Annotated in this window: 17 protein-coding genes; 16 read left to right on the top strand and 1 reads right to left on the bottom strand. The window is 45.3% G+C overall.

The features are described 5' to 3' along the window. Position 1: 1 nt before the first annotated feature. Genes TW81_RS10485 through TW81_RS10445 form a run of 9 tightly spaced genes read left to right on the top strand, consistent with a single transcriptional unit; the run spans position 2 to position 12,351 of the window. Positions 2–2,545: an MFS transporter gene (locus TW81_RS10485; RefSeq protein WP_045955646.1), complete on the top strand. Its 2,544-nt coding sequence runs from the start codon at positions 2–4 to the stop codon at positions 2,543–2,545. Then, positions 2,542–3,549 carry an ABC transporter substrate binding protein gene (locus TW81_RS10480; RefSeq protein WP_045955645.1) on the top strand — a complete coding sequence of 336 codons (1,008 nt, stop codon included), beginning with the start codon at positions 2,542–2,544 and terminating at the stop codon, positions 3,547–3,549. Before TW81_RS10485 ends, TW81_RS10480 begins: the two co-directional genes overlap by 4 nt. Beyond that, positions 3,546–4,247 (top strand): type 2 periplasmic-binding domain-containing protein, encoded by a 702-nt coding sequence (locus TW81_RS10475; RefSeq protein ID WP_239424332.1) that lies wholly within the window; start codon positions 3,546–3,548, stop codon positions 4,245–4,247. Before TW81_RS10480 ends, TW81_RS10475 begins: the two co-directional genes overlap by 4 nt. Before the next feature lie 3 nt (positions 4,248–4,250). Further along, positions 4,251–5,198 (top strand): FHA domain-containing protein, encoded by a 948-nt coding sequence (locus tag TW81_RS10470; protein WP_045955643.1) that lies wholly within the window; start codon positions 4,251–4,253, stop codon positions 5,196–5,198. Then, positions 5,198–5,677, top strand: a complete 480-nt coding sequence (gene tssJ, locus TW81_RS10465; RefSeq protein ID WP_045955642.1) for a type VI secretion system lipoprotein TssJ — start codon at positions 5,198–5,200, stop codon at positions 5,675–5,677. The genes TW81_RS10470 and tssJ overlap by 1 nt, the downstream gene beginning before the upstream one ends. A 15-nt stretch (positions 5,678–5,692) precedes the next feature. Then, entirely contained in the window at positions 5,693–7,024 is a 1,332-nt protein-coding gene (tssK, locus tag TW81_RS10460; protein WP_045955641.1) for a type VI secretion system baseplate subunit TssK, read from the top strand. A gap of 4 nt (positions 7,025–7,028) precedes the next feature. Continuing rightward, positions 7,029–8,228, top strand: coding sequence for a type IVB secretion system protein IcmH/DotU (gene icmH, locus TW81_RS10455; RefSeq protein WP_045955640.1), 1,200 nt, complete (start codon positions 7,029–7,031; stop codon positions 8,226–8,228). A 2-nt stretch (positions 8,229–8,230) separates the two neighbouring features. Further along, positions 8,231–11,605 (top strand): type VI secretion system membrane subunit TssM, encoded by a 3,375-nt coding sequence (tssM, locus tag TW81_RS10450; protein WP_045955639.1) that lies wholly within the window; start codon positions 8,231–8,233, stop codon positions 11,603–11,605. A 2-nt stretch (positions 11,606–11,607) separates the two neighbouring features. Then, entirely contained in the window at positions 11,608–12,351 is a 744-nt protein-coding gene (locus TW81_RS10445) for a protein kinase domain-containing protein (RefSeq protein ID WP_045955638.1), read from the top strand. Here the strand turns inward: TW81_RS10445 and TW81_RS10440 are convergent. Beyond that, positions 12,317–15,460, bottom strand: a complete 3,144-nt coding sequence (locus tag TW81_RS10440; protein WP_045955637.1) for an HD domain-containing phosphohydrolase — start codon at positions 15,458–15,460, stop codon at positions 12,317–12,319. The genes TW81_RS10445 and TW81_RS10440 overlap by 35 nt on opposite strands. 374 nt (positions 15,461–15,834) lie before the next feature. On the opposite strand from TW81_RS10440, the gene TW81_RS10435 reads away from it, so the two are divergent. The 7 genes from TW81_RS10435 (at position 15,835) to TW81_RS10405 (ending at position 23,929) form a co-directional block, all read left to right on the top strand. Beyond that, the gene (locus TW81_RS10435; protein WP_045955636.1) at positions 15,835–16,806 is read left to right on the top strand and encodes a tripartite tricarboxylate transporter substrate binding protein; all 972 of its coding nucleotides are present in this window, start codon (positions 15,835–15,837) and stop codon (positions 16,804–16,806) included. 199 nt (positions 16,807–17,005) lie between these two features. Next, positions 17,006–17,524 carry a tripartite tricarboxylate transporter TctB family protein gene (locus TW81_RS10430; RefSeq protein ID WP_045955635.1) on the top strand — a complete coding sequence of 173 codons (519 nt, stop codon included), beginning with the start codon at positions 17,006–17,008 and terminating at the stop codon, positions 17,522–17,524. 17 nt (positions 17,525–17,541) lie between these two features. Beyond that, positions 17,542–19,068: a tripartite tricarboxylate transporter permease gene (locus TW81_RS10425; RefSeq protein ID WP_045955634.1), complete on the top strand. Its 1,527-nt coding sequence runs from the start codon at positions 17,542–17,544 to the stop codon at positions 19,066–19,068. A gap of 150 nt (positions 19,069–19,218) precedes the next feature. Beyond that, positions 19,219–20,619, top strand: a complete 1,401-nt coding sequence (locus TW81_RS10420) for a TolC family protein (RefSeq protein WP_045955633.1) — start codon at positions 19,219–19,221, stop codon at positions 20,617–20,619. A gap of 9 nt (positions 20,620–20,628) precedes the next feature. Further along, on the top strand, positions 20,629–21,609 hold the full coding sequence (locus TW81_RS10415) for an HlyD family secretion protein (protein ID WP_045955632.1): 981 nt from the start codon (positions 20,629–20,631) through the stop codon (positions 21,607–21,609). An 11-nt stretch (positions 21,610–21,620) separates the two neighbouring features. Beyond that, entirely contained in the window at positions 21,621–22,784 is a 1,164-nt protein-coding gene (locus TW81_RS10410) for an ABC transporter permease (RefSeq protein WP_045955631.1), read from the top strand. Continuing rightward, the gene (locus TW81_RS10405) at positions 22,781–23,929 is read left to right on the top strand and encodes an ABC transporter permease (RefSeq protein ID WP_045955630.1); all 1,149 of its coding nucleotides are present in this window, start codon (positions 22,781–22,783) and stop codon (positions 23,927–23,929) included. Before TW81_RS10410 ends, TW81_RS10405 begins: the two co-directional genes overlap by 4 nt. The last annotated feature ends 3 nt before the right edge of the window (positions 23,930–23,932 follow it).

Below are 23,932 nucleotides of genomic sequence, written 5' to 3'. Positions count from 1 at the left end.
TATGAACCCTAATCCAATCACTTCACGTCGTACGTTTTTCTCATTGCGAGTCAAACTTGTGTTGGCGATTTTTGCCGTCTTACTGTTTTCCAATGGTTTGAACAGCACACTTAACTACCTAAATTTTGAAAAGAGGCTTACCGAAACAAGTGACTCAACCTATCAAGTTGTCCTGAGTGAAACGGATCAAGATATAAAGCAAGCGATCAGTTTAGGTTTACCGCTCGCGTCAATTTCTAACATTCAGGCTTTACTTGAAAGACGCCTTTCACTTGTTGACGGTATTAGCCGAATGCAGGTTGTCAATGAGAAAGGCGATGTACTGTATTCTGCGGGTAAAGCCTCCGACAATGAGCGTCTGCTAATTGCAGATATCCATAATACCTTTGATGTCAAAGAAGGCGCACTCCAGCTTTATTATTCAACAGACTACTTAGATAGCATCAAGCATAACCTGCTGAAGCAGCAATTATTTGATACTTCGCTGTGGATATTAATTGCGTCTGTAGTTGGCTACTTTGCCCTATACTCGGGGCTTGATTTCCTACTAGTGAAACTGAAAAACATCTCAACCACGCTAGAGCGAGCTGATCTTAGTGACAACGAGCTGATAGAAAACGCCAACCAACGCTTTTTCACTAAAGTAGGAAAGAATAGCTGGCAGCGCTTTAGAGATAGATACTTTCCGCTGCTGATCATCATACTGGCCATCGTGCTGACCATAACCTCTAATCTAGGCAGTTCGTATCAAGCGTTAGATAAATTTTCTACCATCTACCAGACACAATTAGAACAAAAGTCGACCGTCATTGGTGACACCCTGAGTGGAATGATTAATCGACTGCTCAATCAAGGTGTCCCTTTAGATAAGCTGTATGGTCTAGAAGATGAATTTTCTGAATATATAAGAAAGAACAAAGAGTTACTGTCTATTTCATTGCAACAGGCCGATACGCCTTTGTATCAATACCCTGAAAACTTTACGGACAATGACCACTCGTCAAGCATCGATCTTGCCATTGATGCACAGTCCCTAACGCTGATAAAGATGACAACCGACACCAATATTATCCCTAAGCTGATTGAAGATAGCTTGATGGATATGTTAACGGTACTGATCGCCTCTGCCCTAGTGGTCATCGAAATTATTCTATTTGTGTGTAATTTCATGATTATTAAACCTTGGCATCAGATCAAACAATTGCTTATGGATGCAAAGATCGGCGCGTCATTTTGGCTCGCTCATATTTCTGCGCATGATGAGCTAGGTAAAGTAACCAGCGCAATCAATACCATTTTGCAACGTCAGCATTCAACGCAACAGTTGCAAGTGCATAACCTCCAAGATTATCGCTTTATTCGTCTACCCTTGTTTATGCTGGTATTTGCCGAAGCGGCATCTCTCGCCTTTTTCCCAAGTTTCGTCGCCAGCTTACCTCGTTCACAAGATTGGATACCAGATAGCTTAGTTACCAGCTTACCTATCTCACTATTTATGTTCTGCTGGGCGGTGTCTTTACCATTTGCTGGCTATTGGTCAGATAAAGTTGGGCGCAAAAAATCCTTGATAGTGGGTGGCATGATCACCAGCACAGGTTTAGCCCTTACAGCCGTGTGCCAGAGCTTGGAAGTGTTGCTTATCGCACGAGCATATACTGCGGTTGGTTATGGCATCGTATTTATATCGGCTCAAGGCTATATTACCGATACGACAACGGCGAAAAACCGTACCAAAGGAATGTCGACCTTTTTATCTTCATTTTTCTCAGGCTCCCTGTGTGGGGCGGCTATTGGCGGCATTTTAGCGGATAAACTCGGCTACAACGTCACCTTTATGCTCGCATCCATTCTTGCATTGGTCAGCGTAATATTGGTAATGAGCTTCTTCAGTCATGGCAGCACTAACGCTCAGAGTAAACCTGTTCAGCTTAACGATTTTAAGATCCTGCTCAGCAATAAGTACTTCTCATTAATCACTTTCTTCAGTGCGATTCCTGCCAAAGTGGTACTCACAGGGTTCTTATATTATATCTGCCCAGTTTATCTGCAGCACATGGGAGAAAGCAGCGCGGTATCAGGTCGAGTGATGATGAGCTACGGTATCGCGATAATTGTTATCTCACCACTAAGCGCACTACTGGTCGATCGCTGGGACAACAAAATGAAATTCATCGCTTTTGGCGGTCTGCTCTCTGCACTCGCTTTGCTCAACATCGTCTTACTTCCTGGCACTTTTGGCCTACTCATGATCGTGGTACTGATCGGAATCGCACATGGAATAAGCGTATCCCCGCAGATTCCATTGGTCATTGATTTGCTCGCCAATGAAGGAATCGATAAAGGCAAAACTATCGGCATTTTCCGACTAACAGAACGCATCGGTAATATCGCAGGCCCATTACTCGCGGGCTTATGCCTCAGCTTGTTTGGTTTCCAAGACACCATTATTTTGTTTGGTGCCACACTGTTCATTAGCTCAACTGTTCTAATGGTATTTTACGGACTGTTTACTAAAAAAGATCGACAAATGGAGGTAGCCAAATGAGAGTCATATCATTAATTTGTTTGGCGTTAGTCTCGCTATTTGCTGTTCCAACAATGTCCGTTGCAGCAGAGAAGAAACACGTTGTCATGCTGCTGTGGCGGGGTGTGACAGACGCTGAGAACGGGTTTATGGAATATCTGTCGAGTAAAATGCCGGTCAGCTTTACCTTGTTAGACGCTAAAAGAGATAAAGATACTTTGGCGGCTTATGTCGCCAATATAGACAACTATCAGCCAGATCTGGTTTACGCATTTGGCACCACGACAACGCTGTCGCTCCTAGGTACTCAAGACAAGCCGACCTTGTTTCGACGCCAAGGAAATACGCCAGTCGTATTTAGTATTGTCACCGACCCTGTCGGCTCCAAGATAATCAGTACCGATGATACTGAAAAGCGCAACTTCACTGGTGTCAGCCATATTGTTCCTCATCAGGTTCAGTTCAATGCGATTCAAAAACTGCCGAACATCACCACCATGGGTGTGCTATTTAACCCTCTGGAAAGCAACTCTGTCATTACAGCCCGTAAGATACAGATGTTGTCCGCCAAGTTCGGTATGGACGTCTACCTATACCCCTTGCGCACGCAAAACGGTAAGCCCGAGCTGAGCTCACTATCAGCGATTATTGACACTATGCTAGAAGACAAAGTTCAGCTCGCTTACCTGCCGCCAGATTCATACATTATTAGTCAAAGTAAGGGCATTGTAGAAGGTCTTCACTCAAGAGGCATCGCAACATTTTCGGCAACCGAATCTCCTATTCGCAATCATAGCGCTCTGTTTGGTATAGTTAGCCGTTATTATAACGTGGGTGAATTTGCGGGACATAAAGCGGAACAAATTCTGAGTAACAAAAGTACCGCTCAAGATTTGCCTATTGAACCGCTGAGTCAGTACTCCTACATTGTCAATGTAAGTGCTGCGCGCGCTTTAGACTATTATCCCCCAGTTTCAATTTTAAAGATTTCCGAGTTAATTGGAGGAAATGAATGGTCAGAATGACTTTCTGCCTACTAACGCTTATTGGGCTGTTCAGCAACGCTTCTCTGGCTGCACAAGCAAGTATTGGCCCTGGTCGATTGCTGTTAACAACCCAAGAATGGCCGCCTTATCAAGAGTATAAAAACGGCGAAATGCTAGGTATAGCACTTGACAAAGTAAAGTGTGCCTTAAGCAAAATGGGGCAACCTTACCAACTGACGATGACCAGTTGGTCTGACGCTCAACTGCGTGTACACAGTGGCGCACAGCACGGCTTTTTTGTTGCAACACAAACAGACGAGCGTGATGAATACGCGACACTTTCTGCTGCTATTGCAGAGCAAAACTTGATGTGGTATTTCGGCCCCGGCGTTGAACCTAAAATTGATGAGTTGTCAAAACTTAACCTTAAGTTCTCGGCTAAATTTGGGTCTAATAAGTGGTTTTGGCTAAAACGTAACGGCTATAACGTAGTCAAACAGCCCAGAGATGCTAAAGTATTACTAAAGCTTTTAAAACAAAGGGAAATTGATATCGCGTTGGAGGACGACTTAGTCTTTCAAAGCGAATTAGATGAAGCAGGTTTGCCCAAAGATTATTTCCAATCTCAGCTTCTCGAATCTGAGCCGATGGGTGTCTATTTTTCTGATCGTTTCCTAACTAAGTATTCTGGTTTTTTGTCTGCATTTAATGCAGCTGTATCTAAGTGTGAGAGGTAACTAGTGGCTGTCAGTATTCACTTGATTTCTGTACCCACTGAAGAGGTTGTAGCCTCAAGAGTTGTGTATCTTCCTGAGTCAGGAGGCACTCTTGGTCGCGCCCCTGCTTGTGATATCTGTCTACCCGACCAAAGTAAACGAATTTCCCGAACTCACGGTGAGATTCGCCTGACCGAGCGCGGTTACGTACTGATTAGTCGTGGTCAAAATAGTGCCTTACTGAATGATAAATCCATGGCGCGCGAAAAAGAATATCTCCTCAATGATGGCGATATCATCAAAATTGAAAACTATACGATGTTGGTTTCAACCCTTGTCTCCGCTAGCGCTAAGCTATCCGCGCAAGATGACGAAAATGATATATTTTCACAGCCGTTTGAACTAAACCTCAACGATGATGATACCGAGTTTCTCGATCAAACCGACGCTCCACAGCCTAAGCAAAGCAATACCGTTTTTTCGCATAAGAATGTACTCAGTGATGACCCTTTTGCCGCCGATCCATTTGAAGACATTGAGAGCGAACAAATCGCTGCGCATATTGAAGTGGATGAAGTTGAGCACGAGGAACCGTATAAACAACCCGTTGATCTAGAATATTTCCCTGTCAACGCATCAAATCAAGGTACTCAGCTGGAAGCCTCAATAGAAAAACTGTTGACGCTATCTGAAAAGAATCAGCAATATCTGAACAACCCTATGCTTCATCATGACGCGTTATTCGACGCGCTGGAAAAGACGGTTGACCAGTTCCTCGTCGACTTTTCACCACATGCTTTAGAAGAGCAGTTCAGCGAGTATTTATCTGGTGGGTTGTTTAGCAGCAAAGAGAAAAAGTATTGGAATATCTACCGTAAACACTTCAAACATCGCCAGAAAAATGGAGATTTTCGCAGACAGTTCAAAGCTTTGTTTTTAGAGAACATGCAAAAGCAGAGAGAGGACAACTAATGAGACTGTGGTTTTTGGCCGCGATATTTTTGCTCGCAGGATGTTCATCAGATCCCGTACCTGTGGTCTCTCAATACAAATTAGTGATGACATCAGACGCAGCAATAAACCCGTCGGATTCGAATACAGCAAATCCAGTCGTGGTTAGATTGTATCAATTGACCGACGTACAAATGTTCAAACAGTTGCCATTTATCGACCTGTATTCCAATGATATTCAACTGTTAAGCGCCAATTTAGTGTCGAAGCAAATGTTACCCGTGGTGTTGCCTGACACAAGTTCAACGCAAGTGTTAGATATTAACCAAACCACACAGTACGTGGCCGTTTTGGTCGAGTTTGTTAACTACCAAAGCAGTGAAACTAAAGCATTTTCGACTTTGCCTGTGCAAGACGATCAATATCTTCAGCTCAGCATACAAGGCACAAAAGCCTCATTAGAAGTAATCACACCAGAATCGAGCTGGTGGCCATTTTAGTTATAGGGAATTTACGTGGACGCGTTTAAAAAAGTAGTTTGGCAAGAAGGCATGTTTATTGCCCCACAACATTTTCAACAACAAGATCGCTATGTACAGAACTATGTTCGTCAAAACGTAGAAACACTTGCTGGCTTTGCTCCCTTTTATGGTGTAACGGAACTCACCATCAATCACGAATTATTAAAGATTGGCAAACTTTCCATCGCGAGTAGCGCAGGTGTCTTTCCTGACGGCACTCAGTTTGAGATGAACTATGAAGTTGCGCGAGATGTCATCCAGGGCAGTATCGAAACCGTTGTTTATCTGGCTTTACCTATTTCTCTTCAAGGCAACAACGATTACGGACAAGAGCAAGCAGATCAAGGCCGCTACCTTAGTCGCTCGATCAATGTATTCGATACGTCAACATCAGAAAATGCCAGCGTAGAAATCGATGTTGCTCATCTAAATATATCAATCAAGCTAGAGGGTGAAGACACGTCTGGTTTTACTCTTATTCCAGTAGCCAAAATATTGGAATGTACCGAAGCGGGTGAAGTGATCCTTGATCGCGCCTTTATTCCTGCCTGTCTTCACTATGGTGCGTCTCAACTGTTGCTCGAGCGTCTTAAAGAGATCCATGCTCTTACTGCCAACCGCGCAACAACTTTATTGCAAAGAATTCAGGCTGGTCAGGGACAAAAAAGCCCGCAATCCATGATGCAAGACTATCTGTGGCTACAAACCTTGAACAGTTGGTTACCGTGGTTCGACTTGACTATCACCAATCCTAAGACGCAAACACATCATGTGTATGGTGAGCTGCGCAAGTTCGAAGCGCAAATTATGGCTCTTACTCCGGCGATTCCTGATACTTGCCAGCCGTTGAAATATCATAAGCTGTATGAAAGCTTCAATCCTCTATTCGCATCGTTGAGAAATATGCTCACCTTAGTGCAACAGGACTCTGTGCTTGAGTTCACTTGGGACAGCTCACTGTTCGAAAAACGTAGGCTGCTAAGAACCTTGATTAAGGATACGGCAAGCGTCGCAAATCGCCGCTTTGTTTTGTCGGTTAAATCCAACATCAGTAGCGCTGAGTTAAACGAGCTGTTTCCAATTGCCGCTAAATTGAGCAACAACGCAAGAATTGTTGAAATTGTTAGAAATGGTCTGTCAGGAATCGCACTGTCTCCACTTCCGGTTGCACCAAGCGAATTAAAGCCGATGCAAGGGGTTTCTTATTTTGAAGTCGATACCGCCGACCGAATGTGGTTAGAAATGCTTGAAAATCGTGACGCAATCGCACTACACGTTGATACACGCATCCTAGATCTTGAAGTTATGCTGTATGCATTGAGATAGCGATATGAATTATTTGGATGAAGATACCTTAGTCTGGGATGCGCAAGAGTCCGAGTTTGTGGCTAAGCAAGACGATGTCAGCGATACGACTTGGCTGCCAGTGGACGCAAGTCGCGGGCGCAGCGAGTTTTTGCATTACTTTGATAAGGCAGAAAACCAGCTACTCAACATCAGTAGTGAGCTGCTTGCAACGACGCTTAAAGTTGCAACCCTCCCAGAACCTGAGGATGTGGCGACTTTGCGCCACCAACTTGTTGACAGTATTAACGAAATCAAAGCAAAAGGCGCAGAACTCTCCTACCCTGTTGCTGTGATAGACAAACTGTGCTTTTTGTACGCGGTTGTCTTGGACGAGTTAATCATTTATAGCGAATGGGGCGAGTCTCGAGGTTGGGAAAATAAAACGTTGCTCAGTGAACTGTTTGGAATGAGAAACGGTGGCGAACTCTTCTTTACCGTTGCTGACAAAGCGCTCAGACAGCCACATAAGATGATTGATCTATTAGAGATCATCTACATCTTCTTGAGTATTGGTTTCAAAGGTCAGTATCGCGAATCAGGCAATGATCAGCTAAAAACGTTTATTCACCAACTTGAGCAGCTTATCAGTCAATACCGTCAAACCAGTACGATGTATTGTCATACTCGCACTAAGCTCCCGAAGGTGCGTAAGCCAACGCGTCGCAAACGCTACTTAGTCACCTCTGTATTCTTCTTATGTCTCATCTCGACCTGTGTGGGTTTAACCTACTTTTGGTACGACAAAACTCACTCTCAACGTGCCAGAGATTTCAATAACTTACCTGATTTCAGCACTCGATATGTGATGTCTGGTCAAGTGAGCGACATCGTGTTTATTAGTGAAGACACTGATTTAGAAACGGCGCCTCAACGTGCGAGCAAAGTGGAACTGGTTGATGCACCAGCACCAGCTAATCTCGCGACCAGTCAATCATCATGGCTGGTTCAGTTGGCAACTTTTACCACCAAAAAAACGGCTGAAAGCTTTATATCTCAGTTATCCGCATCACAATACAGCCCCATCGTTGATGAGTACGAATCCTATTTCCGCGTCATTGTGCAAAGCGACTCTTCAGAGCAAGCGCGAGACATTAAACGTTGGTACACAGATAAAGACAAACTCACTCCCATCATCGTGAGAAACATGCAAGGCAAAAAGAATAATGAGAACGAGGCACAATAACGATGAGTGATGCTAAACCTGCCCAGAATACACGCAAGCGCGGACTAATAGTGTCACTCGTACTCGCTCTTCTTGTCCTGCTAATTGGGGGAGCAATAACTTGGTGGTTGGGTTATCCAGAGAAACTGATACTTGGTAGCGTATTAACGCTAGTTTCTGCACTAGTTACTGGCTTGATTACCTATTGGCTAATGCAGCGCAACAAAGAGACGGAAAGTACCCCAGACCAACAGAGATTATTGATTCAAAAGCGCAGTAAACTCCTTGCACAACACTTTAAGCTGATGCTTGGGGTACAAAAGCGTAAGAAACGTCTCAATAGTCGTTATGATCAACCTATTTACCTATTGTTGAGTGATGAACCAAGTAAAGATAAAAGCATCATCACTCAAATGGGTTATGAAGCATACAAGGTTGATGATTTCGGCAACGACATTGAATTCCCGGTGTTATTTTGGCTTAGTGAGCATTCGATCCTTATCTCTATTAGCATGGGCGAAGATCAGCAGCCTCAATATCTTAAAACACTCTCTGCGTGTTTAAATAAATGGCGTCCAAGACAAGCGGTTAATGGCATTCTTTTAACCACAGAAGTGGCAACCTTACTAGGAAGTAAAGAGAAGCTAACCCAACGTGCAGATGATGTTAAATCCACTATCAAAACGTTTAATGATACGTTCGGTCTTAGCCTCCCGGTTTATAACCTGATTACCAACATGGGTCAGATCAACGACTTCTGCCAGTTCTTTTCAGCCTTTGACGAAGCGAAACGTAATGATGTGTTTGGTGCTACGTCACCCGTACTCAATAATGGCGGCATTGATGCAGATTGGTTCCACCAAGAGTATGACTATCTGATAAGCCAGTTGATCGCCAATACAAGTAGTGCCCTCTCTTCTCAGCTCAATCAGGAATATCGCAACTCTATTTGTGCCGCACCTTATCAATTCGGGTTGCTCAAACAGAACTTTTGGCATTTCTTACAGCGTCTTTATCGAGGTGACCAGCTCAATAACGGGCTTAATTTTCGTGGCTTTTACTTCACTCATAGTGGTTCTAGTGAGCAACAATACGATCTGCTCGCCAACGTGGTAAACGAATCACTTGGCAATGAGAAGTTTCAACAGCAGCAACAGATCCCGGTCACTCAAACGTTATTTGCTCAGCATATAATGAGCCACGTGGTATTAAATGAAAATGCTCTGGTGGGCGTAAACCGACGCAAAGAAAACATGCTGCTGTTCTGGCAAGGCGCTTATACAGCGGCTTGTGTCGTTTTACTGGTCTCAGTACTTGCGATCATTAAACTCGATTTTGATTATCAGAATGCGCGTGAAACACGTGCTGACAATATGCTTGAACGCTACAAAGAAGCCATTAGCGCTTCTCCCTATGATATCGAGAATATGGCGGACAACATTCCCAACCTATATTCACTGAATCGAATTTATGCGCTCTACCTTCAGCCGGATCCTTGGTACACCTTGCCATTCATGCCAAGTTCAAGCATCAAACAAGAGGTTGAAACCGCCTATTTTGATGAGCTCGCTCGTGTATTGATCCCTTCAATGGAAAATACACTCGAAAAGGACCTGTTCGTTTACGTCAATCTGGAAGACCAAGCCAAGACCTTAGCTCTGTTAAATAACTACCGCCTGCTATTTGATCCTCAACGGACAAATATTGAAGAGCTAAAGAGTTACTTCATGTCAACTTTAGCTGATCAAGGCGAAGCAGACAGTGTCAACCTCGCGCAATTAAAACTTCTGCTCGATGATGTCTTCGCTCAAGATTTAGTGCCGACAAAGGCTAACTACGATCTTGAAAAGCTGGCACAAAAAGTCATCAATCAGACAGGTATAGAAACCTTACTTTATGAACATATTGTCAATTCTCCAACCTATTCAAAGCGTATTGACGTACGCCAAGAGCTAGGGGCGAATTTTGCTCAGTTATTTAGTTTTTCACCAAACTATGTTGGCTACCTAGTTCCATATCTATACACGCCTTCTGGTTTTAATGAGTTGGATCTCTCCGTCGGCTCACCGGTGCTCAATGAAGCGCTACAAGCTTACGAAGGAGTGGCCGGCAATTCACCAAGTGCTCTGGAGTTATATCGTATCAGCCGTGATCTCAAGCAGATGTATCAAAATGACTATATCAACTACTGGCGAGACTTCACCTCACACATTGAAGCCAATCAGGTCGATACCGCTGATACGTTAAAGAGCACTATGTCGGTGTTGACGACGGCTTCTGATAACCCACTTGCTCAACTCTATGGCACCATCAGCAAATACACGTCGGTTGAGATAGAAGTTCCTCAAACTGAAGAGGGTCAGCAACCACCAGCTCAAGATACGGATAAGAAAGAGTCTGCACGCCAGATCTATATTGCGTTTATGCCCTATCACCAACAGGTAGAGACCAACGATCAGGGTATCAAGCCGATTGACACTCTGCTTGGTCTATTTACCGATATGGAAATATATTTGGAGAAGTTTTACTCTGCCGATAAGCCGCAGGAGCTTGCTTTTACAACGCTCACCGCTGAGCTCAAAGTCAGTAATCCGGTGTCTGCTGTTGCCAAAACAACCGGCAAGCAACCTCAGTTATCGACCGATATTATTGCCGCTGTCACTAAACAGGCCGACGAAATGGTGATGTATTTAGCTCATGGTTACCTGAACAGCGCTTGGAAGTCGGAGGTGTTTCAAACCTATCAAAATACCATTGCCGCGTACTATCCGTTCAATAAGTCTGCAAGCGTAGACGCGACCACCAGTGATGTCGCTTCATTTTTCAGAAGTGAAGGTGTGCTGGATAAATTCTATCAAACCAAGCTAAAAGGGTTTTCAAACGATGAGCGTTCGCCTTCCCTACCTGGCTTACTGCCTAACTCTGGCTTAGCCCTCGACCCGACGGTATGGCAGATGATTAGTAAAGCGACAGATATACGCAATGCGCTGTTCCTACAAGACCCACAAAATTTGTCTTTGCAGTTCCAAGTGAAAGCGATGGAGATGAGTTCGAATTTAACGCAATTCTCAATTATTGCGGAGAAATCGCTCTTTACCTATCAGCATGGGCCTAGACTTTGGAGCCAACAAACTTGGTCGGCCAAAGATATTGACAAAGACTCCATTGGATTTACATTACAAGCTCAAGATGCGCAAATCGCAGATGAAAAGTTCACGGGGAGCTGGGCTTGGTTCAAGCTCATTGAGCCAAGAGTGGTGTCGACTACCTCTCAAGATACGACCGTTAAATTTGTCTATGACAACAGTCTGGTACAGCTCAATATTAAGACCCAAGGGCAGAACAACCCGTTCGTACCCAACTTCTTTTCGGCGTTTACGCTACCAGCCAGTATTTAGCTATGCTTGATGCTAGTAAAAACCTCCACCCTAGCATCAATAACTGTATGCGAGCATTGGGCCTTTCCCAATGCTCGCACATAAGTCATTCCGTCTTTCGAGCTTATCATCCGCTATATGGCGAATTAGTGGCAAAATTCGCTTTGTCGACTCGCGCTAAGTTTCAGCTACGTAGTGAGGCTCATTTTCTACAGCATCATCAATCGCCATACTGGCCCCAGTTTTTCGACTCGAATAGTCACCAGCATGTTGACTGGCTAATGATGTCACTAGTTGAAGGAAAATCTCTAGAACAACAAGAAGATCGCTTCAACGTTAGACAAATTAAACAATTGGAAACGGGCCTGCATGCGATTCACTGCACAGGATTTATTCATGGAGACATCAAACCCGCAAACATAGTCATTAAACCAGATGGTAGTGCTGTTTTTGTTGATTTTGGTAGCGTATTACCAATCAGCAAACACTATTTCGAACAACCCTATTCATCTGTTACTCCACGCTTTGCCAGTTTCAACGCATTAGTGCGTAATGACAGAGTTCGCGCATACGATGATTTCGCATCACTGGCGATAGTTGTTCACACCCTAATGTATTCTCACCCTTTTTCTGGACTGTCTGTGGCTGAATTTTCCCAAACGAACAAAAAGACAAAAATCGCCCAGATACCCGCTAAATATCAACTCATTCTTACCCAAGAGCTCGAACGTGCTAACCATTTTCATTCTCGGTTAAATACTGACTGATATCCACATCATCAATTTGGCTCTCTGGTAAATAGGCTTTTGCGTATTGTAGATAGACCCCGCTTTGCAGAAACAGGGTAAAGAGCTCTTTGTCGACGTGATCATCCAACGCCATCTTGTGTAGAATATCGATAGCGACACTGATAGGCTTCGCTTTTTTGTACGGCCGGTCTGCCGCAGTGAGGGCTTCAAAGATGTCGGCAATAACCAGCACTCGTTCTGGAATAGAGAGATCTTCACCTGTGAGTTTTCTCGGGTATCCAGTGCCTTTCAGAGTTTCATGATGCGTTGAGGCGTAGCGCGGAACACGGCTCAACTCTTTAGGAAACGGCAAGGCTTCCAGCATTTTTATCCCGCTGATCATGTGCTCGTTAATCTTGAATCGATCCTCAGCAGTTAACGTACCGCGTGAGATCGACAGGTTATACACTTCGCCGAGATTGTATTGATAGCGCGGGACTTCGACATTTATGCCAAATTTCTCGTCAAACTCCAAAGGACGCACCCGCTGATGTATGTGTTCCGGCTTGTCCGACAGCAGCCGTTCTGTAGTAGGTAACGTGACTGATTGCTTTGACTGGCTCAAGTTTTCCAACGGCGAGAGCCCAATACAGTCATCAAAATGCCGTTGCCAGGTTCTCTCACTAATCTGTTTTATCCGATCGATGTCTTCCTGGCTCATAAACTCACCGCCCACATTGGCACGAGCAACAAACTCAAACTCTTCCTGTAACGTACTCCTCATTGACTCAAGCTCATTCTTCGCTTGTTGCTTGTCTTTGGATTGGTTTAGCTGTGAGGTCAAAAACTCTATTTCAGCGTCACGCCACAGAACTTCAAAGCGCATACGTATTTCGTGAATGCGATTGTAAATGGCTTCAAGCTTAGTGCCTTTATCGACAATATGCTCAGGCGTAGTGATCTTGCCACAATCATGTAACCATGCTGCAATTCTGAACTCCCTCCTTTCGTCATCATTGTTGAAGCGGAAATCCTTAAACTTACCGTACTGACACTCTTCTACCGCTTGTGCCAGCATCAGACCGAGTTCAGGAACGCGATTACAATGCCCAGCGGTATAAGGAGATTTGTCATCGATCGCTTGTGCAATCAGCTTAATGAATGACTCAACAAACTCTTCTTGCTGCTTTTCATGTTGCTTCAGCTCTGCGCCCATTAGCGCAATCGACTCAGACAGCTCTGACACTTCTTTGATACGCGTGTTAACCAGAGTCACCTCATTGTAACGCCGCTCGCGAATGGCTTTGGTCTCTTGTCTTAATGCTCGAATCGGAGCAACGATTGGCGAGCTGAAACGCCACGCTAATGGAAGCAGCCCTAACATGATTAATATCGACAACACGATAGAGGTTAACAACCTCGGCCAAATTTGCGTAAAAATGATATCGGCGGGAAACACGACTGCGAAGTATTCAAGATGATCTTGCGCTGACAGCATTGGGCTGACATACATAAAATACCCTTTACCTTGCCTATCGAACTCAATCATCCTGTTATGCAGTGCCGGATTCTGCGCCAATTCAATCACTTCAGGATAAGGGACATAAGTTCCCCGCCACTGTTGTGAGTCGAGCCATTTTTGTTGTAAGACTGCGCGCTGAGAATCCGTGATCGCGGCTAGCGCTCGATCGATCACATCAACCAGCGCTCGGTTTTCACTCTTCATATACAAATGAAATGCTAATGTCTCGGTATCATTAAGTGATGAAATCGACACTGGCTTATCTTTAGGAAACTCGTTTAGCTCGAGCAAGGTATGATAAGTATCTATAATGTAATCGATTTTTTGCTCAGAAAGTCGCTGTTTCGCCTCATCTAAACTTGAGAGTTCAACAATATTTAAGTTCGGCTGTCGATTTAGCAACCAAGACTTCATACCATAGCCACCGACGACCCCTACCTGCTTGGCGGACAACTCGCTGAGCGATTCCACCAACTGGTTATTGTGAGATGCCACCGCCAACTGACCAAAAAACATCGGGTCACTTCTCGCGCCATTGACCGACTCCGTGTCGACTACAGACTGTAAGACATCAATGTCGCCATTGCGATACATCTCCGCGAGAGTGGCAGAATCAAATCCATTAACAAATTCGAGCGTGAGTCCGGTCATCTGAGAGATCAACTCCAATACGTCAATCGCATAGCCTTTAGGCTGACCAGATTGCGCATAGTCATAGGGCCCCCAATCGTTTTGATTCGAGACCTTAAGTGATCCGACATTATCTAGAAGTGCCAATTCTGACTGAGCAAGTTGCAACGGCTGCGAGCTAGGGATAGTAATATCATCAAGCAGGCGCGCATTGGCTGCGATCACCTCACCTGCACGATTGAAAACAAAAGATTCCGTGCCACTATCCGATGCCAACCCCATTTGCGCAGGGGCCATTTTCTGCTTCATCGCTGAGTGAACAATATCGACACCAATGACACCATCATTGGTACGAATTGAATAAGTTTGTCCGGTAATCTTAAGGTGCTGGAAAAGGTAAGGTTCGGTTTTAGCAATCTGCTGGTGCTGCGTTACTGAGTACCAAGGTCGTTGGGTTGGAAAGTAGTTACTGATCTCGGATGTTTTTTTGCTCAGTGTAAAGTCGGCGGTGTAGTATTCGTTGATTCGTGTGCGCTGACGCTTATCCCCAGAGATTTTAATCACCACCCAGCGATCACTCTCCGCTGCAGAGATCTTTTCACGCACTATGGGAGACGATTCCAAATTAATGACTTGAAAAAAATCATCATTATCTTGGCCATAATAAAGGCTATAGAACAGAGGATTGTCGGTTAGAATTAAGGTAAAAATGTCGCGTATTTCTCGCTCAGACAGTGAGTTTTCGCTCGAATTTGTCACTTTTTGCAGCAGTTGAACGCTTTTAGTGGCATTTTTATCAACCAGTTCGAAGTACGAACCAATATCTGACGACGCAGTGGTTAACTTCGCTAATACATTTTCTTCAGACAGTTTCTTACCGAAATAGTATTGCAAGCCAATCGCACACGTAGCGGTAAATAGAGTTGCCAATAAAAACATCGTTCCCACAGTAAACTGTATGGAGAACTTCCTAGCCAGACGTAAATCGCTTTTCATTGCTTAAAGTCCCCTAATGACCAAGACATAGCGAACATGTGTTGTATTAAGTAATTAATTCTCAATTAAGTATTTGAATGGAATCCTCAAATTGCTAGTTATTAGCGCTAAATGAGAGCAACTTTTACATTTATTGCTCATAACTGAGATACGCAGCACCGTTCGTAATATAGAAGCTTAATGTCGCTTGTGAACTTTATGAACAAAATCCTCACAATGAACAATATTCTTTTTATCAACGTATTGCAGACATGGATTTAACACATCATTAACCTTAGATACATCCACTGATGGGATTACTCCGCTCAGTGGAGAGTAAATAACAATAAGTGTGTTCTCAAAGAAGAATATGCCCTACATAAGGAACGTGAATCATGTTTAAGGTATTCAAACCAACCCTAGCTGCATCTATCATCGCTGCGTCTTTTTCTTTTAACGCTCTGGCAGCTGATGTAGAGAAAATCCACTTTTTGATTCCTGGAGGCGCTGGCGGCGGTTGGGACATGACCGCTCGTGGTACAGGCGATGTGTTAGTGAAATCTGACATCGTCGACAACGTCTCTTTCCAAAACTTATCTGGTGGCGGTGGCGGTAAAGCAATCGCTCATCTGATTGAAACCGCTGAACGTCAAGAAGACACCCTAATGGTCAACTCGACCCCTATCGTTGTACGCTCGCTGACGGGTATCTTCCCGCAATCTTTCCGCGACCTTACACCAGTGGCCGCAACCATTGCTGACTACGGTGCAATCGTGACTTCAGTAGACTCGGGCTACAACACGTGGGAAGACGTCGTCAAAGACTTCGAGTCTGAACCACGTAAAGTCAAGATCGCGGGTGGTTCGGCACGCGGCAGTATGGATCACTTAGTGGTCGCCGCCGCATTTAAAGGCGAAGGTTTTGATGCCAAGAAAGTTCGTTACATTGCTTATGATGCAGGCGGAAAAGCCATGGCGGCACTGCTTTCTGGTGAAACACAACTGCTGTCAACTGGTCTTGGTGAAGTGCTAGAAATGTCAAAGTCTGGTCAGGTTAAGATTCTTGCCGTCACAGCACCGAAACGTTTAGAAGCGGCACCAGATATTCCAACATTGACGGAATACGGCAATGAAACCGTCTTCGCTAACTGGCGTGGATTCTTCGCTGCACCGGGTGCAAGTCAAGAAAAGATTGATGAATGGAACGCTGCGCTGACTAAGATGTACAAAACAGATGAATGGCAAGTGGTTCGTGACCGCAATGGCTGGATCGATAACTACAAAGCAGACAAAGAGTTTTACGCTTTCCTAGAAGATCAAGAGAAGCAAATGGGTGACCTAATGCGTGAACTTGGTTTCCTCAAGTAAAGACGACAACAATCAATGAGAGTGGTCTGCCACTCTCATCTCCTTTTGCCGTACATGAGCAAACTACACAATCTCCTCTGTTTAATGATTAAACAGCGAGCCTTCTTGATTAGCAGCAAAAGGCTTATTTGTTGGTGAAACATGCTCATTAACTCTCATGTACGGCTTTTTCTTACCTGAAAGGCAAATGGAGTTGGATATGTCGGACTTGCCAACAAACTCAATCACAAAAGGTAACTTGTTCTCAAAAGAGAATTTACTCTGTCGCGACCGTGTTGGCGCGATGATTTTTTTGCTGGTCTGCCTATGCTACGGCTACCAGACTACTCAAATTCCACTCTTTCCCGGAGATGAATACGAACCCTTTACAGCACGCACACTGCCGACACTGTTAACCTTTATTGGTATCGCACTGGCTCTGATGCTTTTAGTCACGGGTCAACCGGATAGCAAAAGCGGTGCAGTGATCGAGTTTAACTGGAAACTGCTGATCGGTTTTCTGCTGTTGATGGCGTTATATGGCGTCGGTTTAACCTACATCGGCTTCGTGCTTGCAACTGGGTTGTTCTTACTCGCTGGCTTTTACCTCCTTGGTGAACGTCGCAAGAAAGTGTTATTCGGCGCTTCATTCCCCTTTGTCATCGCCTTCTATCTACTGCTTACCCAAGGGCTCGATATCTACTTAGAGCCGGGCGTTATCTTCACCATGTGGTCGTAATTTAAGGAATTAACATTATGTTGGATGGAATTCTACAAGGTCTGTCGACCGCCGTGATGCCAATGAATATCATGATGGTGATCGTCGGCTGTTTCGTCGGTACATTTATCGGCATGTTACCCGGACTTGGCCCGATTTCAGCGATCGCACTAATGATCCCTATCACTTATGGCTTGGAGCCATCTTCGGGTTTGATTCTAATGGCTGGCGTTTATTATGGCGCCGTATTCGGAGGCTCAACGTCTTCAATTTTGATCAACGCTCCGGGTTGTTCTTCAACTGTAGTGACTGCTTTTGACGGTTACCCTATGGCGCAAAAAGGCCAAGCAGGCAAAGCATTGGCTCTAGCCGCTTACTCTTCGTTCACGGGTGGTACGCTGTCTGCGATTATGTTGCTCGTTGCTGCGCCAGCCTTGGCCAATGTCTCGCTGAGCTTTCAGTCTTCTGACTATTTCGCCTTAATGCTACTAGGCTTATCAGCGGTTGCGGCTTTCGCAGGTAAAGGGCAAGTGATTAAAGCGTGGATGATGACCATTCTTGGTCTGATGCTTTCCACCGTGGGCATCGACAAAGGTGTCGGCGTAGAGCGCTTTACGTTTGGCTTAACTGACCTAATGGACGGCTTCAGTTTCTTGTTGTTGGCAATGGCGACTTTTGCGCTAGGTGAAACACTGATGGGGATCTTGAAACCCGACAGCGACACTCGTTCTGATGAACAAGATAAAATGAACAATATTGGCAGCATGAAAGTTACCCGAGAGGAAGTGCGCGAAGTGGCGCCCGTCTCTATACGCTCGTCAATCTTAGGCTTCTTTACCGGTGTTCTACCCGGCGCTGGGGCCACCATTGCCGCTTTTCTAAGCTATGGTATGGAACGCAACCTTGCGCCAAAAGACAAAAGAGAAGAGTTCGGTAAAGGCAGTATTCGCGGCCTTGTTGCACCCGAATCGGCCAACAACGCGGCATCAAGCGGGTCATTTGTGCCACTTCTAACACTTGGTATTCCAGGTTCAGGGACAACGGCAATTATGCTTGGTGCGCTCATCGCCTACGGTATTCAGCCAGGACCACGCCTGTTTGTCGAACATCCAGATGTGTTTTGGTCGGTGATCATTTCCATGTATTTTGGCAACATTGTACTGGTGATTTTGAATTTGCCGTTGATTCCCTACATCTCGAAACTTCTGGCAGTACCGAGAACCGTGTTGTTACCTATGATCCTGTTCTTCTCTATCACAGGTGTCTATTTAGTCTCTTTCAATACCATGGATGTCTTTATCATGCTGTTGATTGCGATGGCTGCGATCGCCCTAAGACTGGCGAACTTCCCCCTCGCCCCGCTGCTACTTGGATTTATTCTCGGCGGCTTAATGGAAGAGAATTTAAGACGCGCGTTAATGATCAGTGACGGTGAGTTGAGCTTCTTGTGGGAACGTCCCATTACGATGACATTTACTCTGTTGGCGGTACTGGTGTTGTTTAGTCCTGTGTTAGTCAAACTAATCCATAAGCTCAAACCGACACCCAAAGAGTTAAAACAGTAACCTTCACCTTAAGCGATTGAATTTAATTACACCTAAGCCAGTCGGTTACCTCGACTGGCTTTACTTTTTCTAAGCGCTTTTTAATCTCGAAAGATTGTAACAACACCAGCTAGAGTATAGACTCTAATTTTTCATGCAGAGTACTCCACTATGACGTTGCGTCCGATCGCATTACTAATTGGTTGTCTGAGCGTTTATTCTCCTTTTTCTCAGTCAGCAGCCATCAGCTTCGACCAAGCATGGCAAGTTCTTCAACAAGAGAACAACTCACTTGCCGCACAGCGATCCAATGTCGAACGCTATGAGCACCTCGAAGACGCGACCGATAACCTTAACCTGCCCTCACTGACACTTGGCGCCAATTACACTCGGCTAGACACCGATATTACCGTATCAGGCAGCCAACTATTTGAAAGCACAGGACAAACCTTACCTAACCTCGGCCCAGTATTTAATCAGCTGCTCGCTGGTCTCGGCGGCGTGACATCCACCATCAGTGAGAGAGACATTTTTAGTTCATCCATTCGTGCAGTTTGGCCGATTTTCACTGGTGGCCGAATTAACGCGGCGCAATCTGCAGCCGAAGGTCGCAAAGAGCAAGCGCAGAGCGAATTGGCGATGGAGACTCAGGCCCGTTTTGAAGATTTGAGCAAATATTACTTTTCTGTTCTATTGGCGCAAGAAGTGGTCAATACACGTCAACTGGTCGAAACAGGTCTGACTAAGCATAGAGACAACGCAGTTAAGCTAGAGCAGCAAGGGCAGATTGCGCGCGTCGAGCGTTTACAAGCAGAATCGGCGTTAGACAAAGCTGTGATTGAACGCAAGAAAGCCCAACGAAGTTTACAAATAGCCCAAGCCGCTCTGACTCAGGTCCTTAACCAAAATTCAACCGTCGAACCCGCTGACAGCCTATTCATCAATCACACTCTTCCTGCGCAAGATGTGTTTATTGACCGTACACTCGCCACCTATCCAGGACTGGCATTACTCGAAGCAAAAGAAAAACAAGCAGACAGCCTTATCAAAGCCGAGAAAGGTAAGTATTACCCAGAGGTGTATCTATACGGCGACTACAGCCTGTATGAAGACGACTCTATGGCAAGCCAACTAAAACCTGACTGGTTGGTTGGGGTTGGGGTCAATATTCCTCTTATTGAAAGTTCTGGCCGCACTGACCAAGTAAAAGCGGCGCACAGCGCCGTTTCACAAGTGCGTTTTTTAAAAGCACAGGCCAAGCAAGACCTTTCTGTACTCGTGCAAAAGACTTACCTTGAAGCAGAGCAAGCACAGGAAGAAGTTCTTGGTCTGGAGTCGAGTATCGAACTTGCCAACGAGAACCTCAACTTACGTCAAAAAGCGTTTTCGCAAGGTCTGTCTACCTCGACAGATGTCATTGATGCACAGCTTTACATTGCGAGCGTGCAAACTCAAAAAGCGGCGGCGAGTTTTAACTATTTGATTTCGCTTTCAAAGCTACTGGCTCTATCAAATGAAATGGATGCATTTCGTCAATATCAACACAACGCTATTACAATTTCGAGTCACTAAGGATTTCAGATGAAAAATGCAAAAACCATTTTAACTACGGCGGTCGCATTAGGCGTTGCAACTTGGATTGGCTACAGCTTCTATCAGGCCTATCTTCCGAAACCGATTCGATTGCAAGGACAAATCGAATCTCAGCAATACAGTATCTCTTCTAAAGTTCCGGGCAGAATTGACCAAGTGCTGGTTCGTAGCGGTGACCAAATTAACAAGGGTGATTTGGTATTTACTCTCCATAGTCCAGAGATTGAGGCCAAACTGCAACAAGCAAAAGCAGGTGAAAAAGCCGCCGGAGCATTGGCACTGGAAGCCGAAAAAGGTGCGCGGACTCAACAAATTCAAGCAGCGAAAGATCAATGGCAAAAAGCCAAAGCTGCTTCTGCGTTGATGGAAAAAACCTATTTGAGAGTCAACAACCTATACAACGAAGGCGTGGTTGCTGAACAAAAACGTGACGAAGCCAAAACACAGTGGGATGCAGCGAAATACACGGAAAGTGCCGCGTTCCAAATGTATCAGATGGCTCAAGAAGGCGTGCGCAGTGAAACCAAACTCGCTGCCGCAGAAAAAGCGCGCATGGCGGCGGGAGCTGTGGCCGAAGTCGAAGCGTACGCTGAAGATACACGTATCGAAAGTTGGTTTGACGGCGAAGTATCACAAGTGCTATTGAAAAGTGGCGAACTCGCGCCGCAAGGCTTCCCTGTCGTCACAGTGATCGATACCAATGACTCGTGGGCAGTATTAAATGTGCGCGAGGATTTGCTACGTCATTTCGAGAAAGGTCAGACTTTTTCTGCTTTTGTACCCGCGCTCGACAAACAGGTGGTGTTTAAAGTGGCACACATCGATGTAATGGGTGATTTTGCGACTTGGCGCTCGACCGATGCCGCACAAGGATTCGATTTGCGCACTTTTGAAGTCGAAGCGCGTCCAGTTGAATCTGTTGGCAACCTGCGCTTAGGTATGAGCCTTGTCGTGGAACTGAGTGAATAGTTGGAAGCACTATGAATAACGCTAGCGTTTCCCAACTCGAGATCATCAGGCGAGATAAATGGCTGCTGTCGAGTCTGACTTGGATTCCTGTCATGCTCGCAGTGATGATTTGGGCGATATTCTCCCAAGGCATAGCGAGAGATCTGCCAATTGGCGTCGTCAACCTCGACTCTGGAAAAATGTCCCAGCACCTTATCCGCTACTATGATGCCACCGCAACGATGAAGGTTGAGCAGCAATTCTCCAGCGTCTTAGAAGCAAAAGAGGCGCTAGTTGCAGGCAATATTTACGCTTATGCCGTTATTCCAGATAACTTTGAGCAAGAGATATACAAACAACTGGCTCCGCAAGTAAGCGTATTTTACAACAGCCAAATGATACTGGTCGGTAAATTAGTCAATGCTGCATTTCTGCAAGCACAAGGCACCTTTAACGCCGAGATAAGCACTGTCAGCAATTTAAGCCATGGCAATGCCACTTTGTCATCTGCTATGGCTAAAGCGGTACCAATTCGCACTCAAATCACGCCGCTGTTTAACAAAAATTCCAACTATGCACAATTTCTAATGTCTGCCATTATCCCCGCGTTATGGCAGATATGTGTTGTCGTCACGACCATCTTGGTGTTGTCGGCAAATTTACGTGATAGAAGACTTCGACCTTGGCTAAGTGACCAGCCAACGCTCGCGATCTATCACACCTTGGCACCATACACTTGGGTGTTTATGCTGCAAGGATTTGCCTTTCTATGTTGGTTCTATCTTGGTTTTAAGTGGCCAATGAATGGGAGTTTTTTCGCCCTACTGTTTGCGCAATGGCTAACAACTATTGCTTGCATGGTGATGGGCAGCTTATTTTTCTTCCTTACCCTTGATGCTGCGCGGGCAATGAGTTTTGCTGGTGCGTTTACCGCCCCAAGTTTCGCCTTTATGGGGATAACCTTTCCGGTCACTGACATGAATAGTCTGGCTCAGTTTTGGCGGAGTCTACTGCCGATTAGCCATTATATAGAGGCTCAGGTCAGCCAAGTTAGCTATGGTCAGAATTGGACTACCTCTATAAGCCATTTATTGCCGATGCTGGGCTACCTTATTCCAGCCTTTGTAGTTATCGCCTTAGCCAAAAAGCATTTAAACACTCTGGTGCAAGACGCACACCATGGGAGCGTGTCATGAGCTTGTTCAAATTGATCAGAGCCGAACTCAAAGCACTGTTCACCAACCCCGTTGTCACTCTCACCGTGTTTGGGGGCGTGGTGTTTTATTCGTTCCTCTACCCGCTACCATACAGTCATCAAACGCCAACAGAACAAAAGATCAGTGTGGTGAACCTAGACAAAAGCCTCACCAGTTTTCGGTTAGAGCGTATAGTGGATGCAACACCACAAGTCCAGGTCGTCCAACGCGATTACACCATTGAAGATGCTCACCAAGCCTTTATTAAAGGTGAGGTCAGCGGAATATTAGTCATTCCAGAGCATTTTTATAAGGATTTAATGTTAGGCAAAAGCCCGACCCTTTCTTACGCGGGTGACGCGTCATACTTTTTAGTATACGGCACTATCGTCGAAGGTTTAGCTCAGGCGGGCGGAACGTTGGCGGCTCAAACGACTGTGACTAAATTGCTGATAGACGGCCAGCCGTTGGCAAAAGCAGAAGACCAATACGCCGCGACCAAGCTTAACCTCAAACCGACATTTAACCCTCGAATGGGTTACGTCGACTACGTCGTCCCTGCTGTGTTTGTTTTGATCTTACAACAAACGCTCGCCATGGCAGCGGGCTTAATGGTCGGTACACAAAAGCATGGTACGGGTTATTGGAGTCATGTATCGCCAGCCAAACTTCTCGCTGCGCGAACCTTAGCCTTGCTCGCTGTCTATTATCTGCTCAGCATGTACTATTTTGGCGCAAGCTTCACCATGCATGGTGTGAACCAACTGGCCCATGCGACAGAACTATTGGCCTTGCTGTTACCTTTTTTGATTGCCACCAGCTCGATTGGCATTTGGCTTGGCGCAATAACGCCAAGAAGAGAGCTTGTTACGCTAGTGGTGTTGATAAGTTCGATGCCCTTGGTATTTAGTGCCGGTTTCATTTGGCCTGTTGAAGCCATTCCGAGGCCCATAGTTTGGTTGTCGCAACTATTCCCAAGTACACCAGCCATTAAAGGCTTTTTGACCCTAAACCAAATGGGTGGAAGCTGGCAAAGTGTGAGCAGCAACTTTAGTCAACTTTGGCTGCAAAGCTTAGCTTGGACGGCGATTGCTTATTGGTCACTCGCTGGTAAACGCTCGGCCATTAGCCCTAAGCATGATTAGCAC

This window comes from Vibrio galatheae (genome assembly GCF_000967545.1).
GTDB classification, from domain to species: domain Bacteria; phylum Pseudomonadota; class Gammaproteobacteria; order Enterobacterales; family Vibrionaceae; genus Vibrio; species Vibrio galatheae.
This window is presented reverse-complemented; position numbering and strand designations above follow the sequence as displayed.